Annotated in this window: 21 protein-coding genes and 1 pseudogene; 8 read left to right on the forward strand and 14 right to left on the reverse strand. The window is 62.2% G+C overall.

From position 1 onward, the window contains the following. Positions 1-304: pseudogene (locus ACIQ3Q_RS13250) on the reverse strand (branched-chain amino acid ABC transporter permease); the annotation flags it as partial. Between the two features lie 368 nt (positions 305-672). Between ACIQ3Q_RS13250 and ACIQ3Q_RS13255 the strand changes: the two are divergent. Together ACIQ3Q_RS13255 and ACIQ3Q_RS13260 are read left to right on the forward strand one after the other, a co-directional pair. Next, entirely contained in the window at positions 673-2604 is a 1932-nt protein-coding gene (locus tag ACIQ3Q_RS13255) for a sensor histidine kinase (protein WP_396269574.1), read from the forward strand. Then, complete coding sequence (locus ACIQ3Q_RS13260; RefSeq protein ID WP_396269575.1) at positions 2597-3934, forward strand: sigma-54-dependent transcriptional regulator; 1338 nt, start codon at positions 2597-2599, stop codon at positions 3932-3934. The genes ACIQ3Q_RS13255 and ACIQ3Q_RS13260 overlap by 8 nt, the downstream gene beginning before the upstream one ends. Here ACIQ3Q_RS13260 and ACIQ3Q_RS13265 read toward each other — a convergent pair whose 3' ends face one another. Beyond that, complete coding sequence (locus ACIQ3Q_RS13265) at positions 3935-4915, reverse strand: amino acid ABC transporter substrate-binding protein (RefSeq protein WP_396269576.1); 981 nt, start codon at positions 4913-4915, stop codon at positions 3935-3937. Between the two features lie 106 nt (positions 4916-5021). Here ACIQ3Q_RS13265 and ACIQ3Q_RS13270 point away from each other — a divergent pair, with 106 nt between their 5' ends. Then, positions 5022-5660 carry a UPF0149 family protein gene (locus ACIQ3Q_RS13270; protein WP_396269577.1) on the forward strand — a complete coding sequence of 213 codons (639 nt, stop codon included), beginning with the start codon at positions 5022-5024 and terminating at the stop codon, positions 5658-5660. A gap of 37 nt (positions 5661-5697) precedes the next feature. On the opposite strand, the gene ACIQ3Q_RS13275 is transcribed toward ACIQ3Q_RS13270, so the two are convergent. From ACIQ3Q_RS13275 to ACIQ3Q_RS13305, 7 genes are all read right to left on the reverse strand, one after another. Then, entirely contained in the window at positions 5698-7470 is a 1773-nt protein-coding gene (locus ACIQ3Q_RS13275; protein WP_396269579.1) for a S8 family peptidase, read from the reverse strand. Between the two features lie 145 nt (positions 7471-7615). Next, positions 7616-7831 carry an RNA-binding S4 domain-containing protein gene (locus tag ACIQ3Q_RS13280; RefSeq protein WP_396269580.1) on the reverse strand — a complete coding sequence of 72 codons (216 nt, stop codon included), beginning with the start codon at positions 7829-7831 and terminating at the stop codon, positions 7616-7618. A gap of 69 nt (positions 7832-7900) precedes the next feature. Then, positions 7901-9694, reverse strand: a complete 1794-nt coding sequence (locus ACIQ3Q_RS13285) for a S8 family peptidase (protein WP_396269582.1) — start codon at positions 9692-9694, stop codon at positions 7901-7903. 180 nt (positions 9695-9874) lie between these two features. After that, a complete protein-coding gene (locus ACIQ3Q_RS13290; RefSeq protein ID WP_396269585.1) occupies positions 9875-10408 on the reverse strand; it encodes a peroxiredoxin in 534 nt (177 codons plus the stop codon). Between the two features lie 54 nt (positions 10409-10462). Further along, positions 10463-11683 (reverse strand): hypothetical protein, encoded by a 1221-nt coding sequence (locus tag ACIQ3Q_RS13295; RefSeq protein ID WP_396269586.1) that lies wholly within the window; start codon positions 11681-11683, stop codon positions 10463-10465. Further along, a complete protein-coding gene (locus tag ACIQ3Q_RS13300; protein ID WP_396269587.1) occupies positions 11680-12567 on the reverse strand; it encodes a hypothetical protein in 888 nt (295 codons plus the stop codon). Before ACIQ3Q_RS13300 ends, ACIQ3Q_RS13295 begins: the two co-directional genes overlap by 4 nt. A 66-nt stretch (positions 12568-12633) precedes the next feature. Further along, positions 12634-14559: a prolyl oligopeptidase family serine peptidase gene (locus ACIQ3Q_RS13305; protein ID WP_396269588.1), complete on the reverse strand. Its 1926-nt coding sequence runs from the start codon at positions 14557-14559 to the stop codon at positions 12634-12636. 204 nt (positions 14560-14763) lie between these two features. On the opposite strand from ACIQ3Q_RS13305, the gene ACIQ3Q_RS13310 reads away from it, so the two are divergent. Continuing rightward, positions 14764-15651 (forward strand): DUF808 domain-containing protein, encoded by an 888-nt coding sequence (locus ACIQ3Q_RS13310; RefSeq protein ID WP_396269589.1) that lies wholly within the window; start codon positions 14764-14766, stop codon positions 15649-15651. Here the strand turns inward: ACIQ3Q_RS13310 and ACIQ3Q_RS13315 are convergent, their stop codons facing one another. Next, complete coding sequence (locus ACIQ3Q_RS13315) at positions 15652-16383, reverse strand: HAD family hydrolase (RefSeq protein WP_396269590.1); 732 nt, start codon at positions 16381-16383, stop codon at positions 15652-15654. After that, positions 16380-17342, reverse strand: a complete 963-nt coding sequence (locus tag ACIQ3Q_RS13320) for an aminotransferase class IV (protein ID WP_396269592.1) — start codon at positions 17340-17342, stop codon at positions 16380-16382. Before ACIQ3Q_RS13320 ends, ACIQ3Q_RS13315 begins: the two co-directional genes overlap by 4 nt. Positions 17343-17513: 171 nt before the next feature. Between ACIQ3Q_RS13320 and ACIQ3Q_RS13325 the strand changes: the two genes are divergently transcribed. Both ACIQ3Q_RS13325 and ACIQ3Q_RS13330 read left to right on the forward strand, forming a co-directional pair. Continuing rightward, positions 17514-18194: a hypothetical protein gene (locus ACIQ3Q_RS13325; protein ID WP_396269593.1), complete on the forward strand. Its 681-nt coding sequence runs from the start codon at positions 17514-17516 to the stop codon at positions 18192-18194. A gap of 10 nt (positions 18195-18204) precedes the next feature. Next, complete coding sequence (locus ACIQ3Q_RS13330) at positions 18205-19227, forward strand: NAD-dependent epimerase/dehydratase family protein (protein ID WP_396269594.1); 1023 nt, start codon at positions 18205-18207, stop codon at positions 19225-19227. A gap of 123 nt (positions 19228-19350) precedes the next feature. Here the strand turns inward: ACIQ3Q_RS13330 and ACIQ3Q_RS13335 are convergent, their stop codons facing one another. Genes ACIQ3Q_RS13335 through ACIQ3Q_RS13345 form a run of 3 tightly spaced genes read right to left on the reverse strand, consistent with a single transcriptional unit; the run spans position 19351 to position 21305 of the window. After that, complete coding sequence (locus ACIQ3Q_RS13335; RefSeq protein WP_396269595.1) at positions 19351-20250, reverse strand: NAD-dependent epimerase/dehydratase family protein; 900 nt, start codon at positions 20248-20250, stop codon at positions 19351-19353. Beyond that, the gene (locus ACIQ3Q_RS13340; RefSeq protein WP_396269596.1) at positions 20247-20723 is read right to left on the reverse strand and encodes a thiol-disulfide oxidoreductase DCC family protein; all 477 of its coding nucleotides are present in this window, start codon (positions 20721-20723) and stop codon (positions 20247-20249) included. The genes ACIQ3Q_RS13335 and ACIQ3Q_RS13340 overlap by 4 nt, the downstream gene beginning before the upstream one ends. Positions 20724-20780: 57 nt before the next feature. Next, a complete protein-coding gene (locus tag ACIQ3Q_RS13345) occupies positions 20781-21305 on the reverse strand; it encodes a GbsR/MarR family transcriptional regulator (protein ID WP_396269597.1) in 525 nt (174 codons plus the stop codon). A gap of 138 nt (positions 21306-21443) precedes the next feature. On the opposite strand from ACIQ3Q_RS13345, the gene ACIQ3Q_RS13350 reads away from it, so the two are divergent. Both ACIQ3Q_RS13350 and yegQ read left to right on the forward strand, forming a co-directional pair. Then, entirely contained in the window at positions 21444-23015 is a 1572-nt protein-coding gene (locus ACIQ3Q_RS13350) for a class I adenylate-forming enzyme family protein (protein WP_396269598.1), read from the forward strand. Continuing rightward, the gene (gene yegQ / locus ACIQ3Q_RS13355; protein ID WP_396269599.1) at positions 23012-24376 is read left to right on the forward strand and encodes a tRNA 5-hydroxyuridine modification protein YegQ; all 1365 of its coding nucleotides are present in this window, start codon (positions 23012-23014) and stop codon (positions 24374-24376) included. The genes ACIQ3Q_RS13350 and yegQ overlap by 4 nt, the downstream gene beginning before the upstream one ends. The last annotated feature ends 43 nt before the right edge of the window (positions 24377-24419 follow it).

A 24419-nucleotide genomic window follows, 5' to 3' on the forward strand; every position in this document is an offset into this window, starting at 1 on the left:
GGGCCAGGCGCGGCGCGTTGCGCAGCGGCCTGTAGGCCACCTTCTCAATGGTGAAGTTCAGCAGCGAGCAAACAATGATGGCCGCAAACGCCGAGATCAGCAGCAGCACCCAGCCCGGCCAGCCCGTATCGGCCAGGGCCGTCACCACCGTCCAGGACACCATGGCGCCGACCATCAGCACTTCGCCGTGCGCAAAGTTGATCAGGCTGATGATGCCGTACACCATCGTGTACCCCAATGCCACCAAGGCATACATGCTCCCCAGCACCAGGCCGTTGATGATCTGTTGTACGAATATGTCCATTGAGAACCCTTCAGTCGACGTGTTCGTCGCGATTGAAAACAGCACTGCTTATGCACATGCCGTGCCATGCCGCTCGACGCCCGGGTTTGCACTAGGCGCCGGGGCCAGCTGCGCCTTGATGTTTAAGGGCATACCCTTGGTTTTGGCCGCGAAAAGGCGCGAATGGCGGCTGTTGCGCAGTTGGCACTGAGGCGGTGTTGGTGAGCGCACATCGACTTGTGTGGAAATCCGCCCACCTGTCAAACCTGCCGGTGCGGAAATCCGCACTACAGCGCCGCTGCACGGTTGAATGGCCTTGCGGAAGGCTGGAAATATCTGTGGCGACCGGGCTCAAGCCTGCTGCGTTGTTGGGCAAACTACGCGCTCTGATGGTGCATGAACTGATTCTTCGCGCGCGCCACCGCCTGTTGCCGTGGGCGGGTGTGCTCACACGTCCGGGCTGGGTTGTCACCTTCACGTTGGCCTTGGCGATCTTGGGCATGGTGGTGGCGCACCGCACCAGCAGCCGGGCCGGCTTGCAGCAGTTGGCCGCGGTGGCGGGTGAGCGTTTGGAGCTCTATGCCTCCAACTTGGAAGCCGAGCTGGCGCGTCATGCCTACTTACCCAGCTTGATGGCCCTGGACGAGGACGTTCAAGCTTTGCTCAAACAGCCCAATGACGAGGCCTTGCGCCAGCGCACCAGCTTGCGCCTAGCCAGGGTGAATGTGCGGGCCGGCGCCATCTTGATGCTGGTGGCGGACAAGTCCGGGCAGGTGATCGCATCCAGCCAGCCCTCCCGCCAAGACGGGCTGCCGCCCGAGCGCTTGGCTTCTGCGTTGCAAGATGGCGCCACCAGCTTTTTTGCCACCCACTCGGTGGGCTTGGGGGCGGCGCCCGGGATGAGCGGCTCGACAGACCATGTCTTTGTGCAGCCCGTGCAACGCGACGGCCAGGTGCAAGGCCTGATGCTGGTCAAGATCAGCCTGGCGCCTCTGGAGGCGACTTGGATGGACTTGGGCGTGCGCTCTCACGGCGAAAAGCTGTTGGTGGTGGACGAGTTGGATGTAGTGATCATGAGTTCAGTGCCCGAGTGGAAGTTTCGAGCCCTGGGCGAGGTGAGTGCGGCCCGTCGCACCATGCTGATGAATACGGGTCGATATCCCCCCGAGGCGCCACTCAGCCCCTTGATGCTGAGTGATGAAGAGCGCGTGGCCCCGGATGCTGTGCTGAGGCGCGTGCCCGGCGTGTCGGGTGGCCGCAGCGGCCTACGCCTGGCCCAAGAGCGCGAGGTGGTGCCCCTGGGGGTTCGACTGATGACCTTGTCGGACCCGGCAGACGTTTGGCGCAATGCGCGCACAGCGGCGTGGGGCGGCGGGGCCGTGGGCGCGGCGCTCGGGCTTTTGGCGCTCTACCTCTCCTTCCGGCGCCGGGCCGTGCTGCAATTGTTTGAGGCTCGCAATCAACTGCAGTTGGCTCACGATGAGCTGGAGCGCCAAGTCTACGAGCGCACCCGAGAGCTGCGCCGCACCAACGTCGAGTTGAAGCACCAAATTGCACAACGACTGCAGACGGAGGATGAGTTGATCCAGGCTGGCAAGCTGGCGGTGTTGGGTCAGATGTCGGCGGGCATCTCGCATGAGATCAACCAACCGCTGACGGCCTTGCGGGCCTTGTCTCGCAACACCCAATTGCTCTTGGGGCAGGGCCGCACCAACACGGTGGCCGAGAACCTCAAGCTGATCGATGACATGGTCGAGCGCATGGCCAGAATTACGCGCCAACTCAAGACCTTTGCGCGCAAGGCCGAGAGTGCCAACGCTGCCATCTCGTTGTTGGGCGCAGTGCGCAACACGATGCTGTTATTGGAGCACCGCTTGCGCAGTGAAGGCGTGACCTTGAACGTGGATGTGCCGGAGAGCTTGCGCGTGCACTGTGACGCCAATCGCTTAGAGCAAGTGTTGGTGAATCTGTTCACCAATGCGCTGGACGCGATGAGCGACGCACCGCGCAAGGTCTTGGATGTGTCTGCCGTACCCTGGCAGCAGGTACGCGGCGCTGATCGCTCAACACCCCAGAGAGTGTTGGTGCAAGTGAGGGACAACGGGCCCGGCATGCCCCAGGCCTTGCGGGCGCGCTTGTTCGAGCCTTTTTTCACCACCAAGCCGGCGGGGCAAGGCCTGGGCCTTGGCTTGGTGATCTCCTCGAAAATCATCCATGAGTTCGGTGGCACGCTGAGGGCGCATGCGCGGGATGAAGTGGCTGATGACGGCCAGCCGGGCATGGTGTTTGAATTTGATTTGGAAGTCGCAGCAGATGTTTGAAGGCTATCGCGTCTTGTTCGTAGAAGATGACCCGCCCGTGCGGGCCAGCCTGACCCAAACCCTGGAGCTGGAAGGCTTGACGGTCGAGGCCTTTGCCTCGGCCGAGGCCGCATTGCCGCACATACAAGCCGGTATGCAGGCCATTGTGATCACCGATGTGCGCTTGCCGGGCATAGATGGCTTGGCCTTGCTGGACCATGTGCAGCAGGTGGATGCAGGCGTGCCGGTGGTGCTGGTGACAGCCCATGGCGATGTGGCCATGGCGGTGCGTGCCATGCGTGCTGGTGCCTATGACTTCATCGAGAAGCCCTTTGCACCCGAGCGCTTCGTGGACACTGCCAAGCGCGCATTGGAGAAGCGGGTTCTGCGGGTTGCAGTGGATGAGTTGCGCGCCCAACTGAACCAACGCAGTGGCATTGAGGCCGTGCTGCTGGGGCATTCACCCGCGATGCAGCAGGTGCGGCGCCAAATCTTGAACTTGGCCGACACCTCGGCCGACGTGATGATCTTGGGAGAAACCGGCACCGGAAAAGAGCTGGTGGCGCGTTGCCTGCATGACCACAGCCACCGCCGCGATCGGCACTTTGTGGCCATCAATTGCGGTGGGCTGCCCGAGTCATTGTTCGAGAGCGAGCTGTTTGGCCACGAGCCCGGCGCATTCACGTCAGCGGGCAAGCGGCGCATCGGCAAGATTGAGTTTGCCAATGGCGGCACGCTGCTGCTCGATGAGATCGAGACCATGCCTGTCGCCTTGCAGATCAAGCTGCTGCGCATCTTGCAAGAGCGCAAGGTCGAGCGGCTAGGCTCCAACGAGGAAGTGCCGGTCAACGTCCGTGTCATTGCGGCCACCAAGGCGGATCTGCGGGAGCTCTCAGAGCAGGGCAAGTTCCGAGGCGACCTTTACTACCGCTTGAATGTAGCGGTGCTTCATTTGCCGCCGCTGCGCGAGCGGCGTGAGGACGTGCCGCTCTTGTTTGAGCACTTCGTGGCCCAGGCCAGTGCGCGCTACGGGCGTGCCGCACCCGAGTTGAGTGCACAACGCCTGCGTGAGCTGATGGCCCATGACTGGCCCGGCAATGTGCGTGAAGTGCGCAATGCCGCCGACCGCTTTGTGCTGGAGTTGGGCGGCACCGAAGGGGCCACGGCGCACGCAGAGGCCGCACCCACGCTGGCGCAGCAAATGGACTTGGTTGAAAAAACCTTGATCGAGCAAGCCCTGCGCCGCAGCGGCGGCAAGGTGCCAGCGGCGATGGAGTTGCTAGGGACACCCAAGAAAACGCTCTACGACAAGCTGCACCGGCACGGTATTGAGCTGGAGCGCTTTCGCTGATCAGCGGTAGTGCGCCGGGTCGGGCGAGTCTGTGGGTTTGGCAATCACGCGCTTGAAGGCCTCACTCATGGGCTGCTGTAAGTTCAAGCTTTTGGGCGGCACGGGCGACTGGAACCAGCGCTGATAGATCGTGAAGATTTCGCCCCGGCGGTAGAGGTCTGTCAACACGCCATCGACCAGGGCTTTAAAGGGGGCGTCGTCGCGGGGCAGCCCAATGGCATAGGGCTCGACGCTGTAGGCTTCATCAGAGATCACATACTCCGACGATTGTGGGTTGCCGGCCAGCAGGCTGCGCAGCAACACATCGTCCATGGCAAAGGCTACCGCACGGCCGGTTTGGACATGGCGGAAGGCGTCGCCGTCATCTAAGCCCACCAAGATCTTCATGTCCAGTTTGCGGCTCTGATTGACATGATGAAGGTATTGAATGCTGGTGGTGGCAATGGTGGACACCACGGGTTTGCCGCGCAGGTCATCCAGGGTGCGAACACCTTCTTCACGACGCGACAGCAAGCGGCTCTCGGCCAGAAAAGTGGTGATCGAAAACGCTTGGTTGCGTTGCCGCTCAGCGGTGTTGGTGGTGACACCGCATTCCAGGTCTACCGTGCCATTGGCCACCAGCGGCATGCGGGTGGCTGAGGTCACAGCGATCAATTTGACTTCGAGATCCGGCATGTCCAAGCGCCTGCGCACCTGATCCACCACGCGCCAGCACAACTCCATGGAATAGCCCACAGGCTTGAGTTTCCCATCCAAGTAGGAAAAGGGCACAGAGCTGAGGCGATGGCCCAGCACGATCACACCGGTGTCGCGTACCTTGCGCAAGGTGGGCGAGTCGGCCAGATTGCCGGGCTGCACTTGAGCCAATACCGACGCATGAAAGCCCAGGCCCAACACCAGCCCTAAGCCCCCCTGCCACAGGCCGTGAGCGGCGGTGGTCTTGAAGAGGGCGCGGGGAGCGAGGTGGGGGTACTTCGGCATGATCAGCCTGAATTGTGTCAAAAAGCCACCGCCCTCTCCCCTGGGCATGTGCGGATGGCACTTCGGGAATTCGGCGACACTGCTGACCTATTGCCTAGAGACCGACATGAATTACCCCGATTACGACGCCCAATCTCCCATCACCCCACTCGACGCCTCGGAGCTGGACGCCCTAGACAGAACATTGATGAACTTGCCCCAAGACGGCGTGATGACCTTGGACGGCCTGGATGGTTATCTGACCGCGCTGCTGGTGGGGCCAGCGGAGGTTTTGGCCACGCTGCCGACCGCGCAATGGTTGCCCGTGATCTGGGGGGGTGATGCAGACGCCGAGACTGCGGCGCCCTTTGCCAGCAATCGGCAGCGCAAGAACGCCGTGGTGGCAGTACTTCGCCACCTTCGTCACTTGGCCGCTCAGTTGGCGACAGACCTGGATCAGTGGGAGCCGATTTTCAGCGTGGCCGAGCAGGGTGAGCGCGAGTGGGCAGACGCGAGCGATTGGTGTGCGGGCTTTTTGCAGGCGGTGGACTTGCGCCCACAGGCCTGGGGCGCGGTATGGGACGCGGCCGACCTGGGGGCACAACTCGCCCCCTTGCTGCAATTGGGTGGGGGCTTGGGCGATGACCTTGACGCAGACGACTCCGACGAGGACGATCTGAGTGACCCCGAGACCGTGGACACCCTGAGCCGCATGGTGCCCGAGGCGGTGTTGGCGCTTCGGGCACATTTTCATGCGGCGGGCTGAGCATGGTGTTGCTCCAACGCTCAGCCTTCGAGCAGGGTCAATAGGCCATGTGCAGGGTGTAGCTGCCTGCGGAGGCGCTGGTGTTGATGACCCGCACCACCCAGGTCACCGAGGCTGCTGAGGTGTTGGTGCGCACCAGGGTGTCGATCAGGCTTGTTCCTGAGGTGGAAGTCGCCATCACCACACCGCCAGTGGTCATCAGACTGATGGTGTAGTTCTTGCCGACGGCCGGGGTCAGGCCCGCTGTGAGGGTCCTGCCCGCTGCCACAGTGATCTTGTAGTAGTCAGTGTCCGTGCTGGTGGACATGCTGCCTGTGATCTTCACCGGGTTGAGCACCACGTTTTGAGCGGAGGCGATGGTGCCATTGGGCTCTACTTCAGCCAGGTTGGCCACACCCAGAATGGCCGAGTCCACGGCAGCCTTGGCATTCACGATGCCTGTGCCGCAGGTCACGCAGACACCCGGGAATGCACGCGCCGTCGACTTGAGTTTCGACTCGACCAGATCGGGGGTGAGCGAGGGGTTGCGCGCCAGCATCAATGCCGCCACACCCGCCACATGCGGCGCCGCCATGGAGGTGCCTTGGTAGTAGGCATAGCTGTCGGCCAGCGGCGTGTTGGTGCCGGTGTTCAAGGTGGACAGGATGCCGTTGGCGGCCACTGTGGTGTCACCGCCGGGGGCTGCGACATCGATCAATGCGCCGAAGTTGGAATACCAAGCCTTGCTACCCGAACGATTGACCGATGCAACCGCCACCACACCAGCGCAATTGGCAGGGTTGAACCCGCTGACATTCGCATTGCTGTTGCCTGCGGCCACCACCACCACCGTGCCACGCGTGCGAGCGCTGTTGATGGCAGTTTGTGTGGTGGCTGCGCAGGCGCCAGATCCCCCCAGAGAGAGATTCAAAACCCGCGATGGATTTGTGTTGGCTGGAACGCCCGCCACTGTGCCGCCGGATGTCCAAGTGATGGCGTCTGCAATGTCAGAGGTGTAGCCGCCGCACTTTCCAAGCACTCGCGCGGGTGTGACTTTGGCGGCGTGGGCGACGCCCGCCACACCAGAGGCGTTGTTGGTGACGGCGGCAATGGTGCCCGCCACGTGGGTGCCGTGCCAACTGGAATTGCGGGCGGGAGAGCCCGCATAGCACTCCCCGGCCACCACCCGGTCACCGGGATCCAGTGCGCTGGCGTCGCGGCCACTGCCGTCGTTAGCGACAAAGAGGTCGCCGATGAAGTCATAGCCTCCCAAGAGGTTCGCCGCCAAATCAACATGCGGGCGATAGCCCGTGTCGATCACCCCCACCACCACGCCTGCCCCCTTGGTCAAGTCCCATGCGGTGGGTAAGTTCAGCCCGCCGGTGGCTTCAAAGTAATGCCACTGGCTGCCGTACTGGGTGTCGTTAGGCACAAACTGCGGCTGCAGGAGACGATCGGGCTCGGCATACTCCAAGTCGGGCAGCGCGGCTTGGAGAGACTGCGCCAGCGCTTCCAGTTCAGCAACGGGCACCCGCGCATTGGCCTGGAAGACCATCGCGCCGTGAGCGGTATGGCGTAAGTGCTTGAGCATCAGGCCCTGGCGCAGGCCTGCGTCCTGAATGTGGGCGAGGGCCAATGCGTGGCGCTCCGCCTGGACTTCACTGCCCTTGCGGAATTTGACGATCAGGCGGTCCGACCAATCTTGAGATGCGGCATGGGCTATGTCTTGCGCTGCCTCAGCAGACTGACCAGCTTGACTGTTTCCACCGACAGACATCGCGGCGGCAAGACCTAAGGCGGAAAGCACGAATCTCGGAGAGGGATGCAGCATGACGGAACTCCTTGACGGTTAATCGTTGAACCCCAGAAACTGGGTAACCGAATTGTGAGGAAACTCCGCGCACCGTGAATCCGCCTAGTTGGGGGATTGAGTCCTATGCGTTAGGGGGTATGTGTCACTCCCTTGCCTTTCGGTGTCAGGCCTTGACCACCACTTGGTGACCATCAAACGAGACGCACTGACCGGCTCGAATCTTGCAGGTCTTTCTGGTTTCAACCAGTCCGTCTACTTGCACCAAACCTTCCGAGATGACGGCACGAGCTCTGCCTCCACTCTCGGCCAGCCCTGTGGCTTTGAGAAGGGCATCCAGGGCGATGAAGTCGCCGCGAAGGGTAAGGTCCAGTTGTGTCATGCCGGCATTGTCGCAGGCATAGAGCGGGCGGCAGATCGGAAGAGATCCACCGCCCGCGTCGAGGGCCTGTTACTGAGTGAGGTTCAGGGTGTACTGGCCGGAGGTACTGCCGACACCGCCACCGTAGTAGCGGACCCGGACAGTCCAAGTCACCGCCGTTGTGCCGGTGTTTGTCCGGGTGATGGTGTCCACCGCTCCTGTTCCCGCCATGGCACTTGCCAACTGCGTGCCGCTGCTGTTGTAGAGGTAGAGGTCATAGTCCGAGCTGGCGTTGGGTGCCAGCGCTGCCGTTAGCGTCTTGCCCGCCCCCACGGTGAGCTTGAAGTAATCGGTGTCCGTGCTGGTGGCGACTGTGCCATTGACAGTGACGGGCGTCGTGCTGATCAGCTGCGCCGTCGCCAAGGTGTTGTTGGACTCCACTTCATTGATCGTGTTGACCGGGGGCGGTGTGATGCCCAGCGCCGCGTTGACCGCCGCCAATGCGTCCACGATGCCTGTGCCGCACTGAGTGCACGTCGCAGGGAAGGGTCTTGCGCTGGACTTGATGAGGCTCTCGACTTGGTCCGGCGTCAGCGTTGGCTTGACCGACAACATCAGTGCCGCCACACCCGCAACATGAGGCGCCGCCATCGAGGTGCCTTGGTAGTAGGCTGTCGAGTCCGCGCCGGGCGATGAGGTGCCAGAGTTCAGTGTAGACAGCACACCGTTGGTGGCGCCAGTACTCATATTGCCCCCTGGCGCAGCGACATCCACCAGTGCACCAAAGTTGGAGTAACTGGCCTTGCCGCCATTACGACCTGTCGCCGCAACCGAGATCACGCCGCTGCAGCTGGCGGGCGAAAACCCTGAGACATTGGCGTTGGAGTTGCCCGCTGCGACCACGATGACCGTGTTGCGGCTTCGCGCACTGTTGATCGCGCTTTGGGTCGTGGTGTCGCAGGCGCCGCCTCCACCCAGGGACATGTTGATGACACGGGCAGGGTTGGCATTGGCCGGCACACCACTGACCGTACCACCTGAAGCCCAAATGATGGCATCGGCGATGTCGGAGGTGTAGCCACCGCACTTGCCCAAGACGCGCGCATTGGAGACCTTGGCGCCAAAAGCGACACCGGCCACACCACTACCATTGTTGGTGACGGCTGCAATAGTCCCGGCCACATGGGTTCCGTGCCAGCTAGAGTTGGTGGCTGGACGACCAACGCCGCACTCGCCTGCCGAGGTCCAGTCACCGGGGTCGCTGGGGTCGCTGTCACGCCCGTTGCCGTCGTTGGCGACGGTGGTGCTGCTGATGAAGTCGTACCCTGGCCGCAGGTTGGCTGCCAAGTCCGCGTGGGGGCGAATGCCTGTGTCAATGACAGAGACCACCACGCCGCTGCCGGTACTCTTGTCCCAGGCCAGCGGCAGGTTCAGCCCACCGGTGGTTTCGTAGTAGTGCCATTGACTGTTGTAGCCGGGATCGTTCGGGGTGAGCATGGGCTGCATCAGTCGGTCTGGCTCGGCATACTCAACGGCGGCATCAGCCGCCTTGATGCTCTGGGCCAGTTGCTTCGCGGCTTCCAGGTCAATCACTCGATCTAACTTGAGCACGTGAGCGCCTAGGGCGTTGGTACGGAGCCACTTCATTTGAACGCCTTGACGCTGGACGGCCTCGTGAGCCAGGGCCATGGCCTGCGGCGTGGCCGTCCTGGCCGCAAGAGCGGACTTCTTGTACTTGATGATGAGCTGCTGTGTGCTCTCGCCCACAGGCTCTGCAGCCATCATTTCTGGTGCTTGGGCGGCAAAGCTGCTTGGGGCGCACACATAAGCGGCGGCCAACGCAACTGGAATCCAGGTCAGGGACAGACGTGATGTCTTTCGCATGCTCACTCCGTGGGTTAAGTTAGGGAGTTGTTCGGATCGCCTTGGTGAGGCTCGGCGATCATCGTGACGGACATCACAGTCTGCAAGACTCAATTCGCGTTATTTATAATCACTTTGTAAGTGGGTGTTCTTGCATGCATCCATTCCGCAAATACCCATGAGGGTTAACCAACAAGCAGGCTACTTTGGCCGACTTGCATGCCACTGATCAATGGCTTTCATCATGGCGGCAACGTGGCCGTCAGGCTTCATGCTCACATGAGTCGCCAGGATCTTCCCTTCTGGGGAGATAGCATATGAAATGCGATCCGCCATGCCCAGCATCAGACTGGCGTCGTAGGCTTTCATGATCTTGCCGCCGGCGTCGGCAGCGACGGCGAACTTGCTTCGACAAGCCTCCACTGAAAACCTTTTCAAGGTGTCAATGTCGTCATTGGACATGCCGAGAACGGTCGTGCCCTTGGCTTGAAACTGGGGCGTTGCTTCTGCAAAAAGATTCGCCTCTACAGTGCAACCACTGGTGAATGCTTTGGGATAAAAGAAGAGCACCACGGGCCCCTTCTGCAGCGCATCTTGCAAGACAAAAGTAGCGCTTTTCCCCCCGAGTGCAGATTCCGCTTGAAACAATGGCGCGGTGGTGCCGACGGGCAATGCAGCCCAGGGTGAGGTACACAGCAAGGCGAAGAGCAGGGGGAGCGTACGATGAAGGCGCATGGAGGACTCCAATGGACTGAGACAGTGTTGCGAGCGCTTGATGGTGGGGCGGTGTCAGGGGGAGGTGCCTTCGGCGTGCCGAAGTTGATCCTCAGCCTCCTGGACATCCTTGCTGTACTCTGCAAGATATCGACCTCGCTCCTCACTCTGCCACTCTGCGTCAGAGAAGCTGAGATATGCATGCTGGCCCGACAAAACGGTGGGGGCACCTTCTTTGGGCAGCATCACGCGGTCAGGAAATGTGTCCGGAACCAGCCTGAATGCTTGCACATCCCGTAGCTTGAGCGGGAATCGGGGCCTGAAGTCGCGCACAAGTTTGCCAAACAACACCAGGCGAACGCGCTGCTTGCCGGCCCGTAACTCTTCATTGAAGGTGAGCAGCGCGAAGGGCTTGCCGTTCGCATCGTCTACTCGGCCTGTCGCCACATAGCGGCCCGCTGCATAAACCTCTACGGGCAAGTCGAACAGCAAGGAGCCATGCTCCATTTTGTCCTGCGCACCAGGCAACCACTTTGCAGTGTTTTCGGGGTGGGTTACCACGTCAAAGTAAGCATATCCGGGGTGTGCGACGGAGCCGTGCTGGGCCTCCATGCTGACCTCCACGCGCAAGGTGCCGGCGAGTTCCGAAAATCCCAACAGCGTTGGTGAAATGACCGCCGTATGCACACCATCACCAGCGAGCTGATCACTGCTAGAGCCATCATCCCGAAATTCAACCAAGGCGATGTGAGGGTGACTGGCTTGCTGACCTCGGCCTCCTTCATGGGCCCAGGCGCGCTGAATGGACAGAGGCAAGGGCTTGCCAGCATCATCCACTGCGGCAACGGTGACCGTCACACTTTCCTGAGCCTGGATGTGCACTCTGTCTTGGGTGGTCTTGAGGTTCAACCCTCGGATCACCGTGCCTTGGGGCAATCGAAACGCACGTTCTTCGACGATGGGGCGATAGGGAAAGGCTTGATCGGGTTGCTCGCTCAGTGGCCTGGCATTGAAGGGGTAGCGGGTGGCTTCTCGGTAGGAGGTCAGCGTCGCTTGTGCTCGCTCCAATCGACCGCGCCAGAGCGCAATGAATTCCGGCTTGGCTGGTGCACGCGCAAACACCGAATTTGCTGCGGCGTCAAACTGAGGCAGCGACGTGTTGCTGGGGTCGCGTGTAGCAACAGCGGTTTCGGGCAGCGGCATCGGAGCAGGGGGCTCGGCCGTTGCCGCCGCTGACCACCAAGTCAGCACGAGAGCCGCAGCGCCCAATGCGGTCAGCCAGCGCCAGAAATTCACTTGGCGTTGGCTTCCATGTCCTGCCTCACCAGTGACACGATGCCCCCCCAACTGCCATTGGTGTAGTGGTTGTAGGCTTCTCGGTCATCCCTGAACTTCACCGTGTGGAAGGACCATTTGGCACGGCCACCTTCCGCCTTGGCGGTGCCCAGGGTCAGGTCATTACAGAGCCAGTCCGAAGGGTTGCAGTAGGAAGCACCTCCGCTGCCAGAAATTCCTCCTGAGGAGTGGTAGGCAATGGCCTCGTCATCCTGACCGGGTAGCAAGAAGGAATAGAGCGTACCGCTCGCACCCGCATACATATTGAACCAGACCCCGCGCGTGTCATTGTGGTTGTACATGGCCCGTGCGGTGCTGGTCTTGAGGTCAGAGACCAAAGGCTCTGAAATCGCCCAGTCACCACTATTGGCCAGTTCCGACCCGCCACCGGCTCCGCCGGCAACGTTCACCCACTTGATGTTCCAACCCGTTTGGGTGCTGCCGTCGACAGCACCACACTGGCCGGCCGAGTTGGCTTGCGCGTTGCGTTTGACGCGTGGCGTGCCACCGTACATGGACAGGGTGTAACCCATCATCAGATTGCCGGCGCTGTGGGCAGCCACATAGCACCAGTTGCTTCCGGTGCAATAGCAATCGAGGGCATCGCGCAAGCGGTAGCTTTGGTCACTGATGCGGTTGTAGCCGTCCCAGTTCACCGATTTTTTATTGACGCCTGCATTGGCACTGGCGGGGCCCCAATAGGTGAAGTCTGCGTGATTGCCGCTTTGCCCTGAGCCGTTGCGTCCGTTGACCCAGAGGCTGAAGTTCGTGGCGTAGGCCACAGCGGCCACCAGCGTCACGCCAATAATCAGGGGCCGAACCAAAGTGGACAGACGCAGGGCCATGGCAATCTCCTGGGTGCGGGCGGGCCGCCCGGCGTTTTCTTGAGAGGCGCCCGCACTGTCGCACCTTCAGGGGGCCGTGAGCTTCAGGGTTTCCCTCATAAACCGCAACATGGCGTAAAACTGGAAATCGGCGTTCTCTTTGCGCTGGAAGCCATGCCCCTCGTTCTCGGCCAGCAAGTACCAGACAGGGGTGCCGTTAGCACGCGCCTTAGCGACGATTTGCTCAGCCTCTGTCCAGGGAACCCGAGGGTCGTTGCGGCCTTGGATCACGAACAAGGGCTTGCGGATCTTGTGCGCATTGGTCAAGGGGGAAATGGCTTCCAGGTGCGCTCGCATGGCGGGCTCTCGCTCGTCGCCATACTCCACACGACGCAGGTCACGCCGATAGCTTTCGGTATTCTGTAAGAAGGTGACAAAGTGCGAGATGCCAACCACGTCGATGGCGCCTGCGATGCGGTCGGCGTAGTGGGTGCTGACGGCCAGGCTCATATAACCGCCGTAGCTGCCGCCCATGACAAGCACGCGTGAAGAATCCAGATCCGGCTGGGTGGCGATCCAGTCCAGCAGCGCACCGATGTCCTTGACGGAGTCTTCGCGCTTGAAGCCGTTGTCCAGGGTCAAGAAGGTTTTGCCGTAGCCACTGGAACCCCGCACGTTCGGCTGGATGATGGCCACGCCCATCTCCTCCACCATATAGCTCATGCGGCCCAAGAAGCCGAAGGTGGCCTGTGCTTCAGGCCCGCCATGAATGTTGATCAGTACAGGGCGCTTGCCTGTGAACTTTGCCGGTGGTTGGGTTAACAGGCCAGAGATGGTGAGGCCATCAAAGCTCGGCCAACGCACGATGCGCTGGCGCGCAAACTGACTGGCGTCAATGCCGGGTGCCGCTTCAGCTTTGGTCCAGGGGGTGACGCTCTTGCTTTGTGGGTTCAGCACATAAAGCTGACTGGGCCCACCTGCACCATTGACAGAGAACACCAAGTCCTGGCTCGCTGGTCGGAAGTGAACACTGCCCACGCTGCCGTTGGGCAACTCTGGTAGGCTGACCTCTTTCATGCTTTGGGCGTCGAACAAGCGCAGGGTGCCCAGTCCGTCCTCATTGGCCCGCACAGCTAACCAGCGGCCGTCGCGGGAGGCGTCGCCACCACTGACATCCCAGGGGATGTGCCCGGTGACCCGGCTCAGTGCCAGGGTGTCAAGACGCACTTGTTGCAGCTCGCGGAACTCCCCCGAGCGGTCGGTGACCACGAAGAGGGCCTTGTCGTCCGCCGAAAAGCCGGCCGCCAAGTGCACGGCTTTGGCTTGTCCGGTAGCGGGCAGCACTTGTCGCTTCTGCCCAGTGGCAACATCCATCAGCCACACCTCGGACTCATTGGCCGAGCGGTAATGGGACAGGGCCAACTGGCGGTTGTCATGGGAAGCACTGCTGACGCCCCAGCCGCCGCCAGGCAGCTCGGCCAGCAATTGGCGCTGCTCAGGCTGGAGAGGATTCAGCAGCCAGACTTGGGTGTTGACGGTGGTTCGGCTGCCGCCTGCGGCTGTTCTGTCCAAGGGCACCGAGGTGTGGATCAAACGGCTGGCTTGCCCCGCTTGCGGGTGCAGCCAGATCTCAAAGTTGTGGCGCTGAGCGGGATCAGTGAGCGGCACCGCTTGGCCATTGCCTTCGTCAAAGCGGAAGAGCTGGGTCACCTCATTGCCACCCGCCGCCCGTTCGAAGACGATGTACTGGCCGGCTTGGGGTTCATAGCTGGCACTGCTGATGGGCTCCGAGGTGTTGATCAGCGGCTTGAGGGTGCCCATAGGGGCGTCCAGCTTGAAGACCTGCGGCAGGCTCGCGCCGGCTGGCCGGTGCGAGACCAGCATCTCGCGGCGTTGAGGGTGCCAACCCAAGAAACTATGCCCTCTGAAGTCGGTGTAGCGCTCGACTTGCTTGACCATGCTCAGGGGAATCGGCGGGATGCCTTCAGCGCGCAATTGTGCGTTGGGCGTCAAGACGGCATCGCTGTTTGTCGGCGCCCAATGGGAGCAGCCAGTGACGAGAAGCGCAGAGAACACAGCGACGCAGCGCCAAACGGGCAAGGACGACATAGGGGGCTTGTAGAAAAGAGGTGGGCGACTGTAGCGCCAAGCGCTTCCCGGCATCTAGCCCCTAAACAGCGCTAGCATGTCGGGTTTTGTACGAGGATTGTTCCCACCATGGCCGCTGCCAGTTTGCTTGCATTGATCGATGACATCGCCACCATCCTGGACGACGTGGCGGTGTTGACCAAAGTCGCGGCCAAAAAGACGGCGGGTGTGCTGGGCGACGATTTGGCCCTGAACGCGCAACAAGTGGCAGGGGTCCAAGCAGACCGAGAGTTGCCGGTGGTCTGGGCCGTCGCCAAAGGATCGCTGCTGAACAAGGTGATTTTGGTGCCTGCGGCCTTGGCGATCAGTGCTTTTGTCCCGTGGTTGGTCACGCCGCTGCTGATGGTGGGTGGCGCCTTCCTCTGCTATGAAGGCTTTGAGAAGCTGGCTCACCGCTATCTGCACAAACCCGAAGAGGATGAGGCGCACCACGCCGAGTTGACTGAGGCTTTATTGAATCCTGCAGTGGACATGGTGGCCCTGGAGCGGGACAAGATCAAAGGGGCGGTCCGCACTGACTTCATTTTGTCGGCCGAGATCATCGCCATCACTTTGGGCACGGTGGCCAGCCAACCGATGCAGACTCAGTTCACTGTCCTCGCCGTGGTGGCCTTGCTGATGACCGTGGGGGTTTACGGCTTGGTTGCGGGCATCGTGAAACTCGATGATGCAGGGCTCTACCTCAGCCGTCAGGCCAGTGCCACGGCCCAAGCCTTCGGCCGCTTCTTGCTGGTTTTTGCGCCTTGGTTAATGAAGGGCTTGGCGATTGCAGGCACTGCAGCGCTGTTCTTGGTGGGCGGAGGCATCCTCGTCCACGGCTTGCCTGCCCTGCATCACCTCATACAGCCGCTGGGGAGTGTCATTGGCTTTCTCGCTGAAGGCTTGGTGGGTGTGGTGGCCGGCGCCTTGGTGTTGGCCGTCGTGATGTTGGTTCAAAAGGTTCGCGGCAAGGCCTGATCAGCGCAGTTGCAGCCGCGCCTGGTACAAGCGCTCATAGGCGGGTTGGCAGGCTTGGGCGACGGCCAAGCCCTGGCCCGAGAGCTGCGGCTGCCGTGGCCGCCAGGCCTCGAAGCCCGTGGAGCGCCATACGGCGTCATACCAATGTGGTGCCCAGATGCCGTCGCTGGGCCTGGGCCCGGCCGGCCAACACAACATGCCCGGCATAAAGGCAATGCCGAGGTGTTGGCAAAGGGCTTGAAGATAGGCGCCCGGCTGCTGCAGAAAATCATCGGCATCAATGACCAAGGGTGGGCGGCCTTGCCGCGCCGAGATGGCCTCATGGAGCGTCACTTGCTGCAGTAGGCCAATGTCCCCTGGGGTGACCTCAGCGCGCGATTTCAGGTACGACTCCACCACCTGGTCCGGCGCGCGAATCAGCAAGACATTGGTCAGACCATGAATCCAGTCCACGTCCATGCCCGGCATGAGGTGGTGGGTCATGTGTTTCTGATACCAGATCGGCTTGCCCTCCGGGGCTGGGCCTTGCAGTGTGCCGACCACCTTCCGCCAGTCGGTCTCACCATGGGCCAAGATCTCTGCGCGGCCGGGGTGATCCAGCCCTGTTTGGGCCAGGTAAGCGGCATACAGAGGCTCGTCGCTGACGGCGCAATCGGACCGGTTCTCCCAGGCCCGCATCATGGCTGTGGAGATATTGCGCGGCCCACTCCACATGGCGAGGCGCAGCGTCATGCGCGGGCTCCTTGGGCGCTCAGCCTGGCAGCTTGCACCTGCGAGGTCTGGGCTACGTCACGCTGCACCAGGTCTTTGTAGAGCGACTGCAGGCGTTGCACCATGGGGCCGGGCAGGCTGCCGGTGATCTCTCGGCCATCGACCGCCTTGACGGGCACCACGCCGGCAAAGGTGCCGGTGCAAAACGCTTCATCGGCCCCGTACACCTGGGTGAGGCTGAAGTTCTTCTCGAAGACCGAGATGCCGGCCTCTTTGCAGACTTGGATCACATTCGCTCGGGTGATGCCACCGAGGCAGTAGTCGCCGGTGCTGGTCCAGACCTCGCCCTGGCGAACAATGAAGAAATGTGTGGAGTTGCAGGTGGCTACAAAGCCGTGTGGGTCCAGCATCAGGGCTTCATCTGCGCCCGCCGTGATGGCCTGGATGCAGGCGGTGATGCAGTTCAGCTTGCTGTGGCTGTTGAGTTTCGGATCTTGCACATCCGGAAAGCCGCGCCGTACATGCACGGTGAAGAGGTTCAAGCCAGCCGCCAGGGTTTCGGGCTTGGCTAGTTTGAACTCCGGCAGGATCACCACGGTGGCCTGCCCAATGCAAGCGCGAGGGTCTTGGTAGGGCGTGCGCTTGATGCCGCGCGTGACCATCAGCCTGATGTGTACGCCGTCGTCCATGGCGTTGGCGGCCAGGGTCTCGTAGATCGCGTCCGTGAGGGCTTCGCGGCTCATGCCGATGTCCAGTGCGATGGCTTTGGCGCCCTCGTAGAGCCGGTCCAGATGAGCCCCCAAGAACAAGGGGTGTCCACGGACCACACGCAAGCCCTCCCACACGCCATCGCCCAGCACAAAGCCGCTATCAAAGACCGAGATTTTGGCGTCATCCCGGTGATGCAGTGCACCGTTGATCCAAATGCGGATCTCTGCATTGCGCGGGTCGTCGTGGAAGTCGTGAATGCTTTGGGCCATGGTTACCATGAGGGTTGATCTGGACGCGCAGCAGTGTAGATCGGCATGGTTCGAATGGCATCATCACGGCTTCGAAACCCGCATGGGGTGGGGATCTCGGTGGCGGCCAACCGGCTGCTACCTATCAAGCTGGGGCGTGTCACCGCATGCTGCCCTCGAAGGACATAACACATGAACTTTCACAAAACCTCTTTGGCAACTGTCGTTGTCGGAATGTTTGGCATTGCCGCAGTAGGTGCCACCGCACAAACACTTGATGGCAAAACTTCCAGTAGCGGAAAGGTGATGACCATCAACGAGTTGCGTGCCTGCATCAAGCAGCAAAGTGGGCTCAAGACAGAGCGTACAGAGGTTGAGAAGCGGCGCGCCGAGTTGGATGCCGAACGCATCGAAATCACTCGTGAAGGTGAAGCCCTTCAGCCGCTTAGAGACAAAGTTCAAGCACGCACTGAGGCAGCCAAGGCGTTTAATGAAAGGATGAAGGCATTCTCGGAACGTGTGAAAGCGTTTCAGGAGAAGCAGGCCGCTTTGGCCGAGAACACGCGTTCCGGGCCAATTGTCGAACGCCAGCGCAAGGAGTTGGAAAAGGAACAACGCGAGCTGCAGTCATTGGAGGCATCCACCAATGCCGAAGCGAAATCCATCACAGAAGGGTTGGAGCAGTCCGTGAAGGAGTTGAATCAGCGCGGTGAGTTACAGCAAAAAGCAGCAGCCTCTTGGAACGAGCGAAATAAGCAATGGGAGACGCAATCTGCCGCCTATGAAGACAAGCGAGTGGACTGGACTGCCAATTGCGGCGGTCGTCGCTATCGTGAAGACGACGAGAAAGCCATTCGCGCCGAGATGAAGTAAGCGCCTCGCCATGCGTTATCTCGTTCTGGGGGGCAGCAGGTTCGTCGGGCGGCATGTGGTCGAGGCCTTGCTGGCCCGCGGAGATCAGGTCACGGTGTTTCACCGTGGCCAAACGGCTGTGCCCGAATGGGCCACCCAGGTTGAGCGGCGCTTGGGCGATAGGCGAGTCAGCCTTGAGGCCCTGGCCCACGGCACCTGGGATGTGGTGATTGACACCTGCGGCTACCTGCCATCGGAAGTCCGCGCCGCCGCTCAAGTGCTCAAGGGCCGAGTAGGCCATTACGTCTTCATCTCCAGTGTGTCGGCTTATGCCGATGCCACCCGGCCGAATGACGAAACCTCGGCACTGGGCACCCTGGAGGACGCAAGCACAGAGACCGTTGATGGGCGCACCTATGGCCCTTTGAAGGCTTTGTGCGAGCAGGTGTTGATGCGCGAATGGGGGGCCGAGCACTGCACGGTCATCCGCCCAGGCTTGGTGGTGGGGCCGCATGACCCGACGCAGCGCTTCACGTGGTGGCCGGCCCGGGTGAGCAGGGCCCACCCTGGGGAGCTGATTCCCGTGCCGGGGCACCCGAATGACCCGGTGCAGTTCATCGACGCGCGTGACTTGGCGGCTTTTGTGCTGAGGGTGGCGGAGCATGGCCTGGCAGGTGTCTTCAATGCCGTCACACCGCCTGCTCAGTTCACTTTCTCTGACATGCTGGAGGCCTGTGCGCAGGCTGCTGGCACGTCGCCAAAGTGGCTGTGGGCCACAGCAGCCCAGTTGGAGCAAGCCGGTGTCAGCTATTGGGTGGACATGCCTCTCTGGGTGCCACCGGTGGGAGAGCACGCGGCGTTCATGCGCGTCAGCAGTGCACGTGCCGAGCACGCGGGCTTGCGAACCCGCCCCCTGGCGCACACCGTGGCGGACACACTGGCTTGGTGGCAGAGCTTGCCCCAGCCCCAGCAGGCCTTCACGCTGGCCGGTTTGCGGCCTGAGCGGGAAGCTCAGTTGGTGGCCTCGCTGCTCAAGCACACAACGGCGGCTTGAACACCCTCAAGTCACAAGAACGTCAGGCGGTGGCAGTGAAGGCCGGGTAGCCTCAAGCCAATCGCGTGCGCGCGGGGCTTGGCTGTCTGCGAGCCGCAGCTGCCTCGGCCCAGCGCTGCGGGCTCATGAGGCCAGTTGCGGCATCGCCGCAGTCTGCGCCCTGCCAAACGCTGTGGCCCCTTGGGGTGCGCGGCCCAGCAGGCTTGTCATGACGCTGGCGTCGGCGGTGTTGTCGTGGCTCATCAAGGCCAGGGTGTCATGGCCCCAAGGGGTGAATGGCACGCAGTCACCGAGCGTGGCGCTGAGGTGGGTCAAGGCTCCTGGCAGGGCCATGTGCCGGGCGGCTCGCAGGCCTTGTTGCTGGCGCAAGGCCTGAACAAAGTCAGAGAGCGTCAGGGCTTGGCTGCCGACGATGGGTACGCGGCCGCGTACCGTGCAGGCAGGGTGGGTCAGCTTCAGCACCGCTTCCGCAAGCTCCTCGACCGCTACAGGCTGGATGTGGCAAATGAAGGCCGGTGGCGGCAGCAGAAGCCACGGAAACCGCGCCAACTGCTGAAACAACACAGAGCTGGCCCCGCCGGGCCCAAACACCACACTAGGCTGCAGCACGACCCCGTCCAACACGCCGCGCTGATTCAGGTTGAGCAGTGCCTCTTCAGCCGCGAGTTTGCTGCGGGCATAGAGGCGCGGGTTGTTGCTGAGGCCCAAGGCTGAGATGTGCAGCACCCTGCGCACACCCGCATCGGCCGCGGCCTGGAACAGTGCCACCGGCGCTTGGCTGTGGACCACTTGCATGGGTGCACGCCGGGAGTCTCGCAACACGCCCACCGCATTGATGACCGCGTCCATTCCTTCCAACCAGGGCCGCCATCGGCTAGGGCAGGTGGCTTCGGTGAACCTCAAGGGGCGAGTCGTGCCGTTCAAGGGTTGATGCAGGCTGCGCACGGTGTGCCCAGCTTGCGTGAGGGCTTGGTGGATGTGGCGGCCAATGAAGCCGGTGGCGCCGCACAGCAGGATGTTCATGAGGCTTGCTCCGACCGATGGCCAAGCTCTGTGGCACAGGCCCCTGCAGCGCATTGCCGCGCATGGGCTTGGGCGGCCGCACGCCTGAGCGCTCGGCCAAACAGCAGGCTGGAGAGCACCTTGGGCATGCGCTGGCGGTTGCGCGCCACCCAAGGGTAGAGCGCATCTGCCGCCGGGGCCAGCCAGGGCCAAGACAAGGCGCGGGACACCTGGGGCAGGCCTGCCGCTCGGTAGGCCAGGCGAAACACATCCACCCCACGAACCCACTCGCCATCGGCTTGCCGGGCATGGATCTCCGTCATCATGGCCTCGCGGCTGACGCCGTCGATATGGCTGGGCACCTCGGGGGCGGACACGTCCACAAAGGCCAAGTGCCCTTCGGTGTTGCGCAGCATCAGGTTGTGCATCTCGGCTGCGCACAAGGGGCAGGAGGCGTCGTAGAACAAGGTCAGGGGATAGATGGCTGGGTTCATGATTACTCCGTTTGAAATTTCAGTAAAAACAGAAATAAACATTCAAAAAAAAGGGGGCTACTCCCCTCGAACAAACTTCTGGACGTTGGCACCCATGCGCAGGACTTTCTCCAGCGTGCCGGGTGAGAGGCGCAGCATCTCGTCAGACCAAGCGCCCAAGGTCTCCATGAAGCGCAGGGTTTCTCGGACCCTGTCTTGGGTGTCCGCACGCTCAGCCTCAAAGCCGGGCTGGGCCACCAGCTCTTTCAGCACGCGCACCGTGGGGTCGAACTCTCGCTCCTTGCGCTCTCGCACGATGGTGCGGAACAACTCCCACACATCTAGAGACGTTTCAAAGTAATCGCGTCGGTCGCCCAGCACTTGGGTGGCGCGGATCAAGTTCCAGCTTTGCAACTCTTTGAGGCTGGTGCTGACATTGGAGCGGGCAATGGACAGGGTGTCGGCGATCTCTTCGGCATGCAAGGGCTTGCCATGAAAGTAGAGCAGGGCGTGGACTTGGGCCACGCTGCGGTTGACGCCCCAAGCCGTGCCCATCTCACCCCAGTGGACGATGAAGCGGCGGGCGGTGTCGGTGAGTTCCATGTCGTCATGATGCTGATATCCGATATTTCTGTCAAGACAGAAATTGCGCTTTGTTCCTCATCGGAAGACGGGTCTCGAAGCAAGCTCAGCACTTCCGCGAGGTGAAGAGCTTGCGGCCAGCGCCTATGCTTCTGCCCCATGAACCTTGCTCACGATATTGCCCGCTGGGCCCTGCCCCACCCCGAGCGCCCAGCGCTTTTTGAAGGCGCTCGACCCACCGCCACCTACGCCCAGTGGGCGGCCAGAGCGGCTGCTTTGGCTCAGAACTTGTTGGGCGCGGGCCTTCACCCCGGCGACCGCGTGGCCCTCTTCATGCGCAACCACCCACGCTATCTGGAGATCTTGTTCGGCGTGTGGTGGATGGGCGGCGTGGTGGTGCCGGTCAACGCCAAACTGCACCCCAAAGAGTTGCAGTGGATCGCCCACAACGCGGGTGCGCGCTGGGCCTTTGTGAGCCGAGATGCGCTGCCGCAGGGCGAGACAGCGCTGGCGGGTTTGGAGCGCGTGGTGGAGGTGGACAGCCCGGAGATGGCGAGCCTGCTGGCCGCAGAGCCTCAAGCCAGCCTGGCGGTGGCTGACCGCGCCCCCGACGACACCGCTTGGCTGTTCTACACCAGCGGCACCACCGGCCGGCCCAAGGGCGTGATGATCACTCACCGCAACCTGCGCACCATGGCGCTGGGCTACTTTGTGGACGTGGACGCAGTGGGGGCCAGCGACGCCATTGTTTACGCCGCCCCCATGTCCCACGGTGCCGGGCTCTATGCCTTGCCGCATGTGCTGGCGGGCGCCCGCCATGTGGTGCCGCTCTCGGGCGGGTTTGATGCGGCAGAGCTGTTTGAACTGGGCCGGCAGGTGGGGCCGCTCTCCTTGTTTGCCGCCCCCACCATCGTCAAGCGCTTGGTGGACCATGCCGAAGCCGAAGGGCTGGGGCCGGCTGATGCGGCGCACAGCTTCAAAACCATTGTTTATGGCGGTGCGCCCATGTATGCGGCCGACATCCAACGCGCGCTTAAGGTCATGGGGCCGCGCTTTGTGCAAATCTACGGCCAGGGCGAAAGCCCGATGGTGGGCACGGCCCTCAGCCGTGCCGATCTGGCCGATCAGGGTCATCCGCAGCACCTGGCGCGCCTGGCGTCCGTGGGCCGGCCGCAGTCCTCGGTGCGCATCCGGGTGGCCGATGAGGCGGGGCTGGACGTGCCCACGGGCGAGGTGGGTGAGGTGCTGATCGCGGGTGACAGCGTGATGGCCGGTTACTGGCAGGCCCCAGAGGCCACCGCCGCCGCCCTGCGCGAGGGCTGGCTGTGGACGGGTGACATGGGTTGTCTAGACGCCTCGGGCTACCTGACGCTGAAAGACCGCAGCAAAGACCTGATCATCAGCGGCGGCTCCAACATCTACCCGCGCGAGGTGGAGGAAGTGCTGCTGCTACACCCTGACGTGGCTGAGGTGGCGGTGGTCGGCGCGCCCGATCCTGAATGGGGCGAATCGGTGGTCGCCTTTGTGGTGGCTCGCGGGGCTGTCGCCTTAGAGGCCGCTGCCTTGGACGCCCATGTCGTGGCCCATTTGGCCCGCTTCAAGCGCCCCAAGCGCTATGTGCAAGTTGAGGGCTTGCCCAAGAACAACTACGGCAAGGTGCTGAAGACCGCGCTGCGGGAGAGGTTGCAGGCCAACGCCTCTGGCGCGGATTTGGGACAATCGCCGACATGAGAACCCCAGAACTGCTGCTGCCCGCCGGCTCACTCGCCAAGATGCGGGCCGCCTATGACTTTGGCGCCGACGCCGTTTACGCGGGCCAACCCCGCTATTCGCTGCGCGCCCGGAACAACGAATTCCGCTTGGAGCAAATCGGTCAGGGCATTGCTGAAGCCCATGCCCGGGGCAAGAAATTCTTTGTCACCAGCAACCTGATTGCCCACAACGACAAGGTGCGCACCTACCTGCGCGACATCGAGCCGGTGATCGCGCTCAAGCCCGATGCGCTGATCATGGCCGACCCCGGCCTCATCATGCAGGTGCGTGAAAAGTGGCCCGAGGTCGACATTCACCTCTCCGTGCAGGCCAACACCACCAACTGGGCCACGGTCAAGTTCTGGCAGAAGCTGGGCGTGCGCCGCATCATCCTCTCGCGCGAGCTGAGCCTGGATGAGATCGACGGCATTCGCAACGAGTGCCCCGACATGGAGCTGGAGGTTTTTGTCCACGGTGCCCTGTGCATCGCCTACTCGGGCCGCTGCTTGCTGAGCGGCTATTTCAACCGCCGCGACCCCAACCAAGGCACCTGCACCAACGCCTGCCGCTGGGAATATGGCACCCAGGCCGCCACAGAAAACTCCGCCAGCGGCGAAGCCATTCCGGTGGCCAAGCTGGACAGCGACTTCAACTTCGGCGAAGCCGCCGCCGAGGCCGAAAGCAATTTCTCCACCTGCGGCAGCGGTGAGCGCCACCCGGCGGCCGACCGCATCTACCTGCTGGAAGAAAAAGGCCGCCCGGGCGAGCTCATGCCCATCATGGAAGATGAGCACGGCACCTACATCATGAACAGCAAAGACCTGCGCGCGGTGGAGCATGTCGAGCGCTTGGCCAAGATCGGGGTGGACTCCCTCAAGATCGAAGGTCGCACCAAGAGCCTGTACTACGTGGCCCGCACCGCCCAGGTCTATCGCCGGGCCATTGACGATGCCGTGGCCGGTCGCCCCTTCAACCCCGAGTTGTTGATGGAGCTGGAAGGCCTGGCCAACCGCGGCTACACCGGCGGCCTGCTGGAGCGCCGCCCCGCCAACGACTACCAGAACTACATCAGCGGCCACTCCGAGCTGCACCGCAGCCACTTTGTGGGCGAAGTGCGCAGCGTGCGCGAAGATGGCTGGGTCGAGGTCGAGACCAAGAACAAGTTCTCGGTCGGCGACCGCATTGAAGTCATCCACCCCAGCGGCAACCGCGTGGTGGAGCTGAACGAAATGCGTAACCTGGACAATGAGCCGGTGCAAGTGGCCCAAGGCAGCCCCGTGCGGGTGTGGGTGCCGCTGGGCGTGCCGTCTGAAGGCGCGCTGCTTGCGCGTTTGCTGTAAGTGCAAGAGGCTGAGCGCGGCAGATGAATCTGCCGCCGCTTGG

Source organism: Ideonella sp. (genome assembly GCF_044358605.1).
In the GTDB taxonomy this organism is placed as follows: domain Bacteria; phylum Pseudomonadota; class Gammaproteobacteria; order Burkholderiales; family Burkholderiaceae_C; genus Ideonella.

Bases quoted from the DNA above. Each gene is read 5' to 3' on its own strand.
- ACIQ3Q_RS13255 (WP_396269574.1), top strand. From the start codon at position 673: ATGGTGCATGAACTGATTCTTCGCGCGCGCCACCGCCTGTTGCCGTGG.
- ACIQ3Q_RS13260 (WP_396269575.1), top strand. From the start codon at position 2,597: ATGTTTGAAGGCTATCGCGTCTTGTTCGTAGAAGATGACCCGCCCGTG.
- ACIQ3Q_RS13265 (WP_396269576.1), bottom strand. From the start codon at position 4,915: ATGCCGAAGTACCCCCACCTCGCTCCCCGCGCCCTCTTCAAGACCACC.
- ACIQ3Q_RS13270 (WP_396269577.1), top strand. From the start codon at position 5,022: ATGAATTACCCCGATTACGACGCCCAATCTCCCATCACCCCACTCGAC.
- ACIQ3Q_RS13275 (WP_396269579.1), bottom strand. From the start codon at position 7,470: ATGCTGCATCCCTCTCCGAGATTCGTGCTTTCCGCCTTAGGTCTTGCC.
- ACIQ3Q_RS13280 (WP_396269580.1), bottom strand. From the start codon at position 7,831: ATGACACAACTGGACCTTACCCTTCGCGGCGACTTCATCGCCCTGGAT.
- ACIQ3Q_RS13285 (WP_396269582.1), bottom strand. From the start codon at position 9,694: ATGCGAAAGACATCACGTCTGTCCCTGACCTGGATTCCAGTTGCGTTG.
- ACIQ3Q_RS13290 (WP_396269585.1), bottom strand. From the start codon at position 10,408: ATGCGCCTTCATCGTACGCTCCCCCTGCTCTTCGCCTTGCTGTGTACC.
- ACIQ3Q_RS13300 (WP_396269587.1), bottom strand. From the start codon at position 12,567: ATGGCCCTGCGTCTGTCCACTTTGGTTCGGCCCCTGATTATTGGCGTG.
- ACIQ3Q_RS13310 (WP_396269589.1), top strand. From the start codon at position 14,764: ATGGCCGCTGCCAGTTTGCTTGCATTGATCGATGACATCGCCACCATC.
- ACIQ3Q_RS13315 (WP_396269590.1), bottom strand. From the start codon at position 16,383: ATGACGCTGCGCCTCGCCATGTGGAGTGGGCCGCGCAATATCTCCACA.
- ACIQ3Q_RS13320 (WP_396269592.1), bottom strand. From the start codon at position 17,342: ATGGCCCAAAGCATTCACGACTTCCACGACGACCCGCGCAATGCAGAG.
- ACIQ3Q_RS13325 (WP_396269593.1), top strand. From the start codon at position 17,514: ATGAACTTTCACAAAACCTCTTTGGCAACTGTCGTTGTCGGAATGTTT.
- ACIQ3Q_RS13330 (WP_396269594.1), top strand. From the start codon at position 18,205: ATGCGTTATCTCGTTCTGGGGGGCAGCAGGTTCGTCGGGCGGCATGTG.
- ACIQ3Q_RS13335 (WP_396269595.1), bottom strand. From the start codon at position 20,250: ATGAACATCCTGCTGTGCGGCGCCACCGGCTTCATTGGCCGCCACATC.
- ACIQ3Q_RS13340 (WP_396269596.1), bottom strand. From the start codon at position 20,723: ATGAACCCAGCCATCTATCCCCTGACCTTGTTCTACGACGCCTCCTGC.
- ACIQ3Q_RS13345 (WP_396269597.1), bottom strand. From the start codon at position 21,305: ATGGAACTCACCGACACCGCCCGCCGCTTCATCGTCCACTGGGGTGAG.
- ACIQ3Q_RS13350 (WP_396269598.1), top strand. From the start codon at position 21,444: ATGAACCTTGCTCACGATATTGCCCGCTGGGCCCTGCCCCACCCCGAG.
- yegQ (WP_396269599.1), top strand. From the start codon at position 23,012: ATGAGAACCCCAGAACTGCTGCTGCCCGCCGGCTCACTCGCCAAGATG.